Origin of the sequence: Ferrimonas kyonanensis DSM 18153 (assembly GCF_000425405.1) — a bacterium.
Lineage (GTDB): Bacteria > Pseudomonadota > Gammaproteobacteria > Enterobacterales > Shewanellaceae > Ferrimonas > Ferrimonas kyonanensis.
Genome location: NZ_KE384363.1, coordinates 406,625 through 417,954, shown reverse-complemented (window position 1 = coordinate 417,954; position 11,330 = coordinate 406,625). Strand labels below are relative to the sequence as shown.

The 11,330-nt window shown below is 56.4% G+C and carries 11 protein-coding genes; 10 read left to right on the top strand and 1 reads right to left on the bottom strand.

From position 1 onward, the window contains the following. Positions 1–221: 221 nt before the first annotated feature. A complete protein-coding gene (dusC, locus tag H598_RS0115410; RefSeq protein WP_028113795.1) occupies positions 222–1,181 on the bottom strand; it encodes a tRNA dihydrouridine(16) synthase DusC in 960 nt (319 codons plus the stop codon). A gap of 226 nt (positions 1,182–1,407) precedes the next feature. Between dusC and H598_RS0115405 the strand changes: the two genes are divergently transcribed. The 10 genes from H598_RS0115405 to htpG all read left to right on the top strand — a co-directional run bounded on the left by H598_RS0115405 (position 1,408) and on the right by htpG (position 11,303). Next, positions 1,408–1,836 (top strand): HvfA family oxazolone/thioamide-modified RiPP metallophore, encoded by a 429-nt coding sequence (locus H598_RS0115405; RefSeq protein ID WP_028113794.1) that lies wholly within the window; start codon positions 1,408–1,410, stop codon positions 1,834–1,836. A gap of 182 nt (positions 1,837–2,018) precedes the next feature. Beyond that, positions 2,019–2,849: an HvfB family MNIO-type RiPP peptide maturase gene (locus H598_RS0115400; protein WP_245595606.1), complete on the top strand. Its 831-nt coding sequence runs from the start codon at positions 2,019–2,021 to the stop codon at positions 2,847–2,849. Beyond that, the gene (locus H598_RS0115395; RefSeq protein WP_051252773.1) at positions 2,846–3,592 is read left to right on the top strand and encodes an HvfC family RiPP maturation protein; all 747 of its coding nucleotides are present in this window, start codon (positions 2,846–2,848) and stop codon (positions 3,590–3,592) included. Before H598_RS0115400 ends, H598_RS0115395 begins: the two co-directional genes overlap by 4 nt. A gap of 160 nt (positions 3,593–3,752) precedes the next feature. Continuing rightward, a complete protein-coding gene (locus H598_RS24620; protein ID WP_051252772.1) occupies positions 3,753–4,148 on the top strand; it encodes a response regulator in 396 nt (131 codons plus the stop codon). A 119-nt stretch (positions 4,149–4,267) separates the two neighbouring features. After that, the gene (gene apt, locus H598_RS0115385) at positions 4,268–4,813 is read left to right on the top strand and encodes an adenine phosphoribosyltransferase (RefSeq protein ID WP_028113791.1); all 546 of its coding nucleotides are present in this window, start codon (positions 4,268–4,270) and stop codon (positions 4,811–4,813) included. A 112-nt stretch (positions 4,814–4,925) separates the two neighbouring features. Continuing rightward, a complete protein-coding gene (gene dnaX / locus H598_RS0115380) occupies positions 4,926–7,286 on the top strand; it encodes a DNA polymerase III subunit gamma/tau (protein WP_028113790.1) in 2,361 nt (786 codons plus the stop codon). A 108-nt stretch (positions 7,287–7,394) separates the two neighbouring features. Next, positions 7,395–7,724, top strand: a complete 330-nt coding sequence (locus tag H598_RS0115375; protein WP_028113789.1) for a YbaB/EbfC family nucleoid-associated protein — start codon at positions 7,395–7,397, stop codon at positions 7,722–7,724. Continuing rightward, the gene (gene recR, locus H598_RS0115370) at positions 7,724–8,323 is read left to right on the top strand and encodes a recombination mediator RecR (RefSeq protein ID WP_028113788.1); all 600 of its coding nucleotides are present in this window, start codon (positions 7,724–7,726) and stop codon (positions 8,321–8,323) included. The genes H598_RS0115375 and recR overlap by 1 nt, the downstream gene beginning before the upstream one ends. A gap of 151 nt (positions 8,324–8,474) precedes the next feature. After that, positions 8,475–9,305, top strand: coding sequence for a hypothetical protein (locus tag H598_RS0115365; protein ID WP_028113787.1), 831 nt, complete (start codon positions 8,475–8,477; stop codon positions 9,303–9,305). 90 nt (positions 9,306–9,395) lie between these two features. After that, positions 9,396–11,303 (top strand): molecular chaperone HtpG, encoded by a 1,908-nt coding sequence (gene htpG / locus H598_RS0115360; RefSeq protein WP_028113786.1) that lies wholly within the window; start codon positions 9,396–9,398, stop codon positions 11,301–11,303. Positions 11,304–11,330 lie beyond the last annotated feature (27 nt).

The following is an 11,330-nucleotide window of genomic DNA, read 5'->3' as shown; positions in this document are numbered from 1 at the left end:
TCGTTCGTTACCTTCGCACTTTAATCATCCCTCTGTCGTGCCCGCGTAGGCGGGTACCCAGTGTCTTTTTTTCACAATCAACCCAAAGCCACTGGACCCTCGCGTTTGTAAGGGTGACTGGATGGAGGAGGTGGCCCTCGCGTTCGCAAGGGCGACGGGTTTGAGGAAAGATAAAAAAACGCCTCTATATATAGAGGCGTTATTGAGTTTGGTGACGGGACTCAGGCGAGGGCGCGCTGAGCCCGTTCTTCCTCTTTATATAGGGTGGCGATGATCTCATCAACGTCCCTTAGTACCCGTAACTGGCAGAAAAAGGGTTCGGCTTCCGGGTACTGCATGATGATATAACGCAGCCACTGCTTGATTCGATTGGGGAAATAGATCCATTTCTCGCCATCGATTTCCCGTTGAGCGTAATTGGCCATCAACGCCACCACCTGGTGCCAGTCGTACCGAGCCTGTTCTCCCCGGACCACTTTCGCCAGGTTGGGCACCGCCAGGGCGCCGCGACCCAGCATGATGTCCTGGCAGCCACTCTGGTCGAGGCAGTTGAGGGCATCTTGTCGGTTCCAGATCTCACCATTAGCGACCACAGGAATCGACAGGGCCTGGGCGATGGGCTTAATCCGTGCCCAGTTGATTCGCTCGGCCCGATAGCCGTCGGCCTTGGTGCGGGCGTGAATGGCCAATTCGTCGGCGCCGCCGCTGGCAGCGGCATCGGCAATTTCCATGGCGTTGTCGCAACTGTCCCAGCCGAGGCGTACTTTCGCGGTAACGGGCAAGTGGGTCGGTACCGCGGCGCGCACCGCTTTCACTACCTGGTGCAGCTGTTCCGGAGTTTTCAGCATTACCGCGCCGCCATTGGAGCGATTCACGGATTTAGCTGGACAGCCAAAATTAAGATCAATGCCCGGAGAGCCCAGTTCTGAGGCAAAGGCGGCATTTTCCGCCATCCACTCAGGGGATTGCCCCAGCAACTGAACCCGCACCGGGGTGCCGGCCAGTGTGGCGCCCCCCTGGGCCAGTTCAGGGCACAGTCGACGATACACTTTTTCAGGAAGGCATTGATTTACCACCCGGACAAATTCGGTGACGCACAGGTCATAGCCACCAATCTCGGTGAAAACCTGGCGCATCAATGGGTCCATGACCCCTTCCATTGGTGCTAATACGACTCTCATGACCATCAAAACGGATTAAAACTCAGGCGCGGGAGTGTAGCAGTTATGGCCATTTTCAGCATCCCTAACAGGAGTTTCTTGATTAATAAAGCAGCAAGATCAAAAAAAGTTGTTATATTGTGAAATAGATCCTGATGTGGCTGGGTCTCTTATCGTAAGCCAGCGAAATACGACGCTGGGTTAACAATGGTTTAAGCATCCGAGATATGAAAGGAAGGGTATTAAGATGAATTCAATGAAAAAAACCACTGTTGCAGCAGCGTTGGGCCTGTGTGTTGCTGGTACTGCCATGGCCGCGAATGCCGCCGATGCGAACCCGTTTGCCGCTCAAGAACTGACCTCTGGTTACCAGTTGGATGGTGACAAGCACAAAGAGGGTAAGTGTGGCGAAGGTAAGTGCGGCGGTGAAAAGAAAGCCGGCGAAGGGAAATGCGGCGAAGGCAAATGCGGCGGCGAAAAGAAAGCCGGCGAAGGGAAATGCGGTGAAGGCAAGTGCGGCGGCGAAAAGAAAGCCGGCGAAGGGAAATGTGGTGAAGGTAAGTGCGGCGGTGAAAAGAAAGCCGGCGAAGGTAAGTGTGGTGAAGGCAAGTGCGGCGGCGAAAAGAAAGCCGGCGAAGGTAAGTGTGGTGAAGGCAAGTGCGGTGGCGCAGCCTAACGCCATACAGATGCTCTGACACACCGAGTGAGGCTGGCGTGAGTCAGCCTCACTGCTATCCGGTGTCCAGAATCAGATTCATCGCCATTGAAGATTGGAGCCGAGAAAACTTCAGTGCGCAATGGCGAGCAATCTCAAACAATCACACCGCAGTAACGTGAACAGCAATGAGGAGAAAGGCGATGATCTCAGGGGCCGGGCTTGGATTAAAGCGAGAGATGGTTGAGGAGTTTGTGACCGAGGGCCTGCCGTCATCCATCAATTTTTTGGAGGTGGCTCCAGAGAACTGGCTCAAGGTGCCTCCCAGGTTGGCACGCAAGTTTCGTTCGCTGACCGAGCAGTACCCCTTTGTGTGTCACGGCCTGTCGTTGTCCATCGGTGCCCCGGCGCCTTTGGACATCGAGTTTGTCAAACAGGTGAAGCGCTTTCTCGATACCCATGGCATCGACCTGTATTCCGAGCATTTGAGTTACTGCTCAGGCAATGCTCACATGTACGATCTGATGCCGATCCCTTTCACCGAAGAGGCGGTGGATCACGTTGCGGCCCGCATTCGGACCGTGCAAGAGATCATCGAGCGGCCGTTGATCATCGAAAATGTCTCCTACTACGCCGAGCCCGGGGCTGAGATGGAGGAGGTGACCTTCATCAATGAAGTGCTCAAACGAGCAGACTGCAAACTGCTGCTGGACGTGAACAACATCTATGTGAATAGCATTAACCACAATTACGATGCCGATGAGTTTCTGCAAGGGATCGATGGCAGTCGTACCGCGTATTATCATGTGGCGGGGCATTATAAGGAGGCGGATGATTTTCTGGTGGACACCCATGGGGCGCCGGTGAATGACCCGGTGTGGGGACTGTTGCAGAGGGCCTACCAGCTTCACGGCATTCACCCCACCCTGCTTGAGCGGGACTTTAACCTGCCGAAAACCTCGGAGTTGGTGGGTGAAATTGATCGCATCCACGAGATTGCCGCCGACGTTAAAGGAGTGAAACAGAGCGCATGATCGATTTTAAAGCGTTGCAGCAGGAGTTTATGGCCCACATTCGTGATCCCCAGCAACCGGCGCCGCAGCGGGTTCCGGCTCCGCGGATGGCGGTCTACCGGGAGCTGATGCTGAACAACGTCGGCAGCTTCATCGACAGTGGGTTTCCGGTTTTGAAGTCGTTGTACAGCGAGTCCGATTGGCAGGCGCTGCGGGAACGTTTTTTCGCTCACCATGACAGTCACTCGCCGCTGTTTGTGGACATAGCGGCCGAATTCCTGGTTTATCTGGATGGGCTGAAACAACTGCAGCCGAATGATCCTCCTTATATGAGAGAGCTGGCGCATTACGAGTATCTGGAGTTGAAACTGGATGTGATGCCGGAGGCAGAGCATCAGCAACCGCTATCGGTGCAGGACGACCTGGTGACCACACCGCTGCTGTTGAATCAAGTCGCCGAAATCGGTCAATACCGTTATCCGGTTCAACATGCGGCCGCGCATCAGCGTGAGCTGGAACCGGTTGAGACTCTGCTGCTGGTGTATCGCAATCCGGAGCTGGAGATTGCCTTTATGGCGGTCAATGCCATGACCGTAGCGTTGCTGGCTCAGTTGTCGGTGGACAAACCGACGACTCTGGCGGCGATCATCGAGGCTATGCAGCAGCAGTTTGATCAGTTTGCTGCCGACGTGATTGAGCAGGGTGTGATCCAGATGCTGGGGCAGTTGGCCCGTTGTGGGGTGGTGGTCAAACCCTTGGGGTAATTTGCGACCGCTACTGAATCTAGGCTGAATTGGCGGTGAAGTTGTTTCAAACTTAATCAGATTTCGCCGAAATCTCTGCAACCGCTGTGATCGGCAGCACATCACCCTTGGATGGGGTTTCGTACCATGCGCCCATGATAATTGATGTTGGGTGCGAAGGATGACCAAGCGAATCATGGTAGTGGACGACAACGCCGCCAGTCGAGCGAAGATTGAGCAGGCGCTGATCGAGGCCGGGATGATGGTAATGACCGCCGAAAATGGCATGCAGGCGCTGTTGCTGGCGAAAAATGAAGCCATCGACGGCGTGGTGACGGATCAGGTGATGCCGATGATGGACGGAGCGCATTTGACCCGAATGTTAAGAGAGATTCCCGCTTACAAACGCATTCCCATCGTTCTGCTCACCACCGAGAGTGGCCGTGACTTTATGGAGCAGTTGGATGATTGTGGTGTGCCGGTATGGTTGGAAAAACCACTTACAGAACAAAAGTTAGCACTAATTGCGGCGGAAATGTTACATCCGTCTGTTGCAACCAAAACGAAAGCTGCTTAAGCTATAGCCGAAAAAGGTAGTAGTCATAAAGGCTCATCTGCTGAACCTTATTTCAGCAAGTGGGCTTTTTTATTGTGTTTTTGCCGCCACAATTGTGGCGAAATGGTAAAGCCGTAACCATGAACCAAGATAAACTGACGCTGATCAAAGACAGCATCAAAACCGTACCGGATTACCCGAAGCCAGGAATCATGTTCCGTGACGTCACCTCCATGATGGAGAGTGCCGAGGCTTTTACCGCGTCCATTGAACTGTTCGCTGAAGAGTTCCGCGACGCCGGTATCACTAAAATCGTCGGTACTGAAGCTCGCGGTTTCCTGTTCGGTGCGCCTTTGGCCATCGCTCTGGGCGTGGGTTTTGTTCCGGTACGTAAGCCGGGTAAACTGCCACGCAAAACCATCGGCCAGTCATACGAACTCGAGTATGGCCAGGACACGCTGGAACTGCACGTTGACGCCATCGTACCGGGTGACAAGGTGTTGGTTGTCGATGACCTGCTGGCAACCGGTGGCACCATCGAAGCAACCGTGAAGCTGATCCGCTCCTTGGGCGGCGAAGTTGATCACTCCGCTTTTGTTATCTCTCTGCCGGATCTGGGCGGTGAGAAGAAGCTGGAAGCGCTGGGACTGACAATTACCAAACTCTGTGAGTTTGAAGGCGATTAACAGTCTGTCAGCTAAGCCGGGTTTGATGCCCGGCTTTTTTGTGCCTGCTCTCCCGTGGTAACCTCTCTGTCTTGATGAGGCGATCCGCCTCCACTGGATTACGGGAATCACCATGGCATATCAGGTTCTGGCGCGTAAGTGGCGCCCGGCCAATTTCGAGCAGGTGGTGGGGCAGCAACACGTGTTGCGCGCCCTCACCAACGCCCTTGAGCATGATCGTCTGCATCATGCCTATCTGTTTACCGGCACCCGAGGGGTGGGGAAAACCAGTATCGCCCGGCTGTTTGCCAAGGGGTTGAACTGCGAACAGGGGATCACCGCCACGCCCTGTGGTACCTGCAGTGCCTGCCAGGAGATCAGTCAGGGGCGGTTTGTCGACCTGATGGAAATCGATGCGGCATCGCGCACCAAGGTAGACGACACCCGCGAAATTCTGGATAACGTCCAGTACCAACCGACCCGTGGCCGCTTCAAGGTGTACCTGATCGATGAAGTACACATGTTGTCTCGTCACAGTTTCAATGCCCTGCTGAAGACACTGGAAGAGCCGCCACCGCACGTTAAATTCCTGCTGGCCACCACGGATCCGCAAAAGCTGCCGGTCACGGTGCTGTCCCGTTGTTTGCAGTTCAATCTGAAAAGCCTGTCCAGCGAAAAAATCGCCGCTCACCTGGAGACCGTCCTTAAAGGGGAAGGGGTGGCGTTTGAACCTCAGGCGCTGAACCTGTTGGCACAAGCCGCCGATGGCAGTGTTCGAGATGCCATGAGCCTCACCGATCAAGCCATTGCGCATGGCAATGGTGGTATTGCCCTGGCGGAAGTGCAGGCGATGCTCGGCACTTTGGATAGCAGTTACAGCTTGAACCTGTTGCATGCTTTGGTCGCCGGCGATCTGCAGGGGGTGATGTCGACTCTGGCCGAGATCGACCAGTTTGCACCGGATTACGATGAGCTGCTCAAACAGTTGCTGGAGTTGCTGCACAACGTCGCCATGACCCAGTTTTCGGTTACCGCCAGTAAACTGCAGCCCCATTCGCAGGCGTTGTTGCAGTTGGCTACCCGCCTGAGCCGGGAGCAGGTTCAGCTGTGGTATCAGATGCTGGCGGAAGGTCGCCGGGATCTGCCTTTGGCACCGGAGCCACGCAGTGGGCTGGAGATGACCTTGCTGCGCACACTGGCATTTTCACCGGTAACCGAGATTGAACCTCTGGAGCCCGGATTGCCGGTTACGCCTGCGGCTCGGCCAGAGCCCCAGGCACCACAGGCTCAGGCGAAGTCTGAACCTGCTGCGGCGCAGTCGGTTGAACCGGCACCGCAAACCGTCCCCCAGCCCGCCGTGCAGGCGCAAGAGCCAGAGTCAGAGCCAGAGCTGAGGACGGCGGCGACGTCGCCGCAGGCGCCGGGCAGTGATGATCCGCAGGTGTTGGCCGCCGAACAGCAGATGCTGATGATGCAGGCGCAACAGCTGCATGGCAATTTGGATTATGACGATGCCGAGGCGCCGATGTCGGCGGCGCAACAGATGGAAGAGTTACAGGCCCAGGCATTGAGCCCGACGCCGCCACAGCCCGCAGTGGTAGGGGACGATGCGCCGAACTCGCCACCAGCGCAACCGGCAGCGGCCGCCGAATCGCCTATGAGCCTTTTGGAACGGGCCATGGCCAATCGCGAGCGGCTGGCGGCCCGGTCTCGACCTGCCGAGGATAACCCGTCAAAAAAGCCAAGCCCCCAGGCGGGGGCTGAACCCCGAAGCCAGAGACCGATTCCGCCAAAGCCCTCTGTCAGCCGGTCGCAACCGCCAATGGATGCGGTGCCAGAGCCTGTGACAGAGCCGGTGGCGGCGCCTTCGGAGTCGAATGCCGATTCGGCGCCGCCCTGGGATAACGAATCGACGCCGGCAGCGGCGATTCAGGCCCCTGAGGCTGCCACGGCGCCTGTGGTTGAGTCCGGTACCGAGGTGTCGCCATTGGCACCACCGCCTTCAGTGCCACAGTCGGAAGCGCCTCAGTCGGAAGTGCCTCAGCCGGAAGTCGAACCGACGGCCGCCACCGTTGCTGCTGCGGATGTCAGCGGCCGCGCCGACGATCAACAGTGGTACCAGGCGATTTTTGAGCTTGGGGTGATGGCCCGTGCCAGGCAGTTGGCCATTAACTCGCTGATGGATCGACAAGGGGACACCATTCGCCTGTTGCTTAAGCCTGAACAGCGTCATTTAATGCATGAGTCTGTGGTCAGCCAGATCCGCGATAAAATGGTGGCGGTGTGGCAGGCACCCATCGAGCTTAAGATTGAGGTCGGTGAGGATCGGCAGCGGGAGACGCCATTGGAGATTCGTCGCCGTCTGCATAAAGAGCGCCTGGCCGAGGCCAAGGTGAACCTGCTGGATGATCCCCACGTCAGTTGGATGATGGCAGAGCTGGATGCCGAGTTAATCGATGAGTCCATCAGCTACACTCAGGCTGAGAATAAGTGATCCAGTCTGAGTTTCTGAGCGGACGGAGTAACAAATAGTATTCGCCAACGGAGCTGAATCCGTTAACATAGCCCCTTTGTGGCTCAGTAAGTATAGAGAGAACCGAATATGTTTGGTAAAGGTGGAATGGGCAACCTGATGAAGCAGGCCCAGCAGATGCAGGAAAAGATGCAGCAGGCACAGGCTGAAATCGCCAACATGGAAGTGACCGGCGAGTCCGGTGCGGGCATGGTTAAAATCACCATGACCGGCAGCCACAGCGTTCGCCGTGTTGAGATCGATCCTTCCCTGATGGAAGACGACAAAGAGATGCTGGAAGACCTGATTGCCGCGGCCTGTAACGATGCAGCCCGCCGCGTTGAAGAGACCTCCAAAGAGAAAATGGGCGCTCTGACCGGCGGCATGAGCCTGCCTCCTGGCTTCAAAATGCCGTTCTAATGAAGTTCAGTCCACTCGTTGATGAGCTGATCAAAAGCCTGCAGTGTCTACCAGGGGTTGGGCCGCGTTCGGCGCAGCGGATGACGTTTCAGTTGTTGGAGCGGGATCGCGCCGCCGGCCATAAGCTGGGGCAGGCGTTGTCGGAAGCGATGGCCGACGTTGGCCACTGCCAACGTTGCCGAACCTTCACCGAGCAGCCGCTGTGCCCAGTCTGCGACAACCCCAAGCGCGCCCAGTCCGGGCAGATCTGCGTGGTGGAATCGCCGGCGGACGTGCTGGCGATTGAGACCAGTGGTCAGTACGACGGCCGTTACTTTGTGCTGATGGGACACCTGTCGCCTTTGGACGGCCTCGGGCCAGACGAGATCGGTCTGGATCGATTGGAGCAACTGTTGCTGGAAGAACGCCCTCAGGAGCTGATTCTGGCCACCAATCCGACGGTCGAGGGGGATGCGACGGCCCAGTACATTGCCGATATGTGCCGAGACACCTCGGTGCGCGTCAGCCGCATTGCCCACGGGGTTCCGGTGGGCGGCGAACTGGAGTACGTCGATGGTACCACCTTGGCACTGTCACTGAGCGGACGCCGAGAACTGTAAGCTTAGGTCGCACCTTTCGTATAAAAAATCCCGCTGTTACTGGCGGGATTTTTTTTGTCTGCCTACACTGTTTGTGACAGAGTGTTAATAAATGTAAAAAATATTGGTGAAGTTTGCGCCCTGAGATTGAGGCGTGTTTGGGGACGACGTTATGGATGACGAAAAACTCTTCGATCTGATCGAGCGAGCGTACGATTGTGCTGTGGACGGCCAATGGAGCGCGCTGCTGGAGCAGATCTCTCCCACCTTTGGTAACTCAAAAGTCCTGTTATCCAGTGCCCGTCAAAACGGTCAGGGTTTGCATATGTTGTGCGGCACTCATGGCATTGATGATTTGGCGTTTCAGTATCTGGAGCAGATCGAATGTGACCCTTGCTATCAGAAGGCGAGGGCCTTGCCGGACACCAGCATCTGCATGGACATGAGTCTGCGCCAAAAGCTGGAACAGAGCCCGGTCAAGAAGTGGTACACCGAGATGGAAGCGGATTTTGCCATTGGCCAGGTGTTTAATGCCAGCCTAAGCCGGGCGGTGTTTGCCATGAACCGGCCCGCCCGTTGTCGGCAATATACCGCCCAGGAGCAGCAGGCATTCGGGGTGCTGTCGGATCACATGAAAATGGCGATGAAATCGGCCCTGAGTATCGCCGATCTGGTTCATGAACGCCTGAGTCAATGGCAATCGGAACACATCGACAACGACAGCGCCCTGGCCATTGTTCGTCGTGACCGCAGCCCGGTGTACATGAGCGCGGCGATGGAGCGGATGGTGGAATCCTGTGGGCCGTTTTGCTGGAGCCGTGGCCGCTTGCAGCTGCAGGACAGTTGGCACGATTGTCGTTTGTTGAAAGCCCATGATCAGGCCATCAACGGTGCCGTATGCTCGCGGCTGGGAACCTCCATCGCTGTCGGCAGCCAGCGACTGCAGGTGGTGCCATTGTCTCGGGCTGTCTATGAAAACGCCAGTCTGTGGCTGATCTCCTAATTTCTTCCGGGAATTGCTTGAATTCGCTCTGGTCGTCCCCATCTGATTGTAAGACGACATTGATTGAGCGAACCCTAGGAGAACAACAGAATGTCCGTGCAACAGGAAACCCATGGCTTTCAGACGGAAGTCTCTCAGCTGCTGAAGCTGATGACCCACTCTCTGTATTCCAACAAGGAAATCTTCTTGCGCGAGCTGGTGTCTAACGCCGCCGACGCCGCCGATAAACTGCGCTACAAAGCCTTGTCCGATGCCGGCCTCTACGATGGCGACGGTGAACTCAAGGTTCGCCTGAGCGTCGATATCAGCGCCGGAACCCTGACCATCAGTGACAACGGCATCGGCATGAGCCGGGACGAGGTGATTGAGCATCTCGGCACCATCGCCAAGTCTGGCACCGCTGACTTTTTCTCCCAATTGTCCGGTGATTCTGCCAAAGATTCCCAGCTGATCGGACAGTTCGGGGTAGGCTTCTACTCCGCCTTTATTGTGGCCGACAAGGTGACCGTGCGCTCTCGAGGCGCATCACAGGCCGCCAGCGACGGGGTCGAATGGCAATCTCAGGGTGAAGGCGACTTCACCGTGGCCACCATCGACAAGCCTCAGCGCGGTACCGACATCATCCTGCATCTGCGCGATGACGAAAAAGAGTTTCTGGACGGCCATCGCCTGCAGTCCATCATCGGTAAGTACTCCGATCACATCTCCATTCCGGTAGAGATGTGGCAGGAAGGCGAGCCCGAGCGTGAGCAGGATGGCGAGACCATTGCGGCTACCGAAGGCCAGTGGCAGGCGGTCAACAAGGCCACGGCGCTGTGGACCCGGGGTAAGTCTGACATCTCCGAGCAGGAGTATCAGGAGTTCTACAAACACATCGCCCACGATTTTGAAGATCCGCTGACCTGGGTACACAACAAGGTTGAAGGCAAGCAGGAGTACACCTCTTTGCTGTACATCCCGTCACGGGCGCCGTTTGATATGTTCAACCGCGATCGCCAGCACGGCCTCAAGCTGTACGTACAACGGGTCTTTATCATGGACGATGCCGAGCAGTTTATGCCTCAGTATCTGCGCTTTGTTCGCGGCTTGCTCGATTCCAATGATCTGCCATTGAACGTGTCCCGTGAGATTCTGCAGGACAACAAGGTGACCCAGAGCCTGCGCACCGCCATGACCAAGCGGGTACTGACCATGCTGGAGCGGATGGCCAAGAACGACGCCGACAAGTACCAGAAGTTCTGGAACGAATTCGGTAATGTCCTGAAAGAGGGGCCGGCAGAGGATTACAGCAACCGCGAGGCGATCGCCAAACTGCTGCGTTTTGCCTCTACCCATACCGACAGCGATGCCCAGACCGTGTCCCTGACCGATTACCTGGAGCGGGCCAAAGAGGGCCAGGACAAGATCTACTACATCGTGGCCGACAGTTATCAGGCGGCCAAGAACAGCCCACACCTGGAGTTGTTGCGCAAGAAAGGCATCGAAGTGTTGCTGATGTCCGAGCGCATCGATGAGTGGCTGATGAGCCACCTGACCGAGTTTGACGGTAAGCAGTTCATCTCCGTGACTCAGGGCGACCTGCAATTGGGCGATTCCGATGAGGAGAAAGCCGAACTGGAAAAAGCCACTCAGGAGCATGAAGGTCTGCTGAGCCGCTTTAAAGACGCCCTGGGTGAGAAGGTGAAAGAGGTGAAGTTGTCTCAACGCCTGACCGACTCTCCGTCCTGCATTGTCACCTCCGAGCACGACATGTCGAGCCAGATGGTGAAGATGATGAAGGCCATGGGACAGCCGGTACCTGAGGTAAAACCGGTATTTGAGCTTAATATGGACCATCCGCTGGTCGCTAAGTTAGAGCAGGAGCAGGATGAGGCTCGCTTTGGTAAGTGGGCGGAACTGCTGTTGTCTCAGGCAATGTTGGCCGAGCGTGGCAGCCTGGACGATCCGTCCGAGTTCGTCACTCAGCTGAACAGCCTGTGGTTGGAACTCTCCAAATAACCGATATTGACAGTCACAGCCGGAGCG

What these genes read in the sequence shown, in the direction of transcription:
- dnaX (WP_028113790.1), top strand. Translation starts at nt 4,926, where the DNA reads ATGGCATATCAGGTTCTGGCGCGTAAGTGGCGCCCGGCCAATTTCGAG.
- apt (WP_028113791.1), top strand. Translation starts at nt 4,268, where the DNA reads ATGAACCAAGATAAACTGACGCTGATCAAAGACAGCATCAAAACCGTA.
- H598_RS0115365 (WP_028113787.1), top strand. Translation starts at nt 8,475, where the DNA reads ATGGATGACGAAAAACTCTTCGATCTGATCGAGCGAGCGTACGATTGT.
- H598_RS24620 (WP_051252772.1), top strand. Translation starts at nt 3,753, where the DNA reads ATGACCAAGCGAATCATGGTAGTGGACGACAACGCCGCCAGTCGAGCG.
- dusC (WP_028113795.1), bottom strand. Translation starts at nt 1,181, where the DNA reads ATGAGAGTCGTATTAGCACCAATGGAAGGGGTCATGGACCCATTGATG.
- H598_RS0115375 (WP_028113789.1), top strand. Translation starts at nt 7,395, where the DNA reads ATGTTTGGTAAAGGTGGAATGGGCAACCTGATGAAGCAGGCCCAGCAG.
- recR (WP_028113788.1), top strand. Translation starts at nt 7,724, where the DNA reads ATGAAGTTCAGTCCACTCGTTGATGAGCTGATCAAAAGCCTGCAGTGT.
- htpG (WP_028113786.1), top strand. Translation starts at nt 9,396, where the DNA reads ATGTCCGTGCAACAGGAAACCCATGGCTTTCAGACGGAAGTCTCTCAG.
- H598_RS0115395 (WP_051252773.1), top strand. Translation starts at nt 2,846, where the DNA reads ATGATCGATTTTAAAGCGTTGCAGCAGGAGTTTATGGCCCACATTCGT.
- H598_RS0115400 (WP_245595606.1), top strand. Translation starts at nt 2,019, where the DNA reads ATGATCTCAGGGGCCGGGCTTGGATTAAAGCGAGAGATGGTTGAGGAG.
- H598_RS0115405 (WP_028113794.1), top strand. Translation starts at nt 1,408, where the DNA reads ATGAATTCAATGAAAAAAACCACTGTTGCAGCAGCGTTGGGCCTGTGT.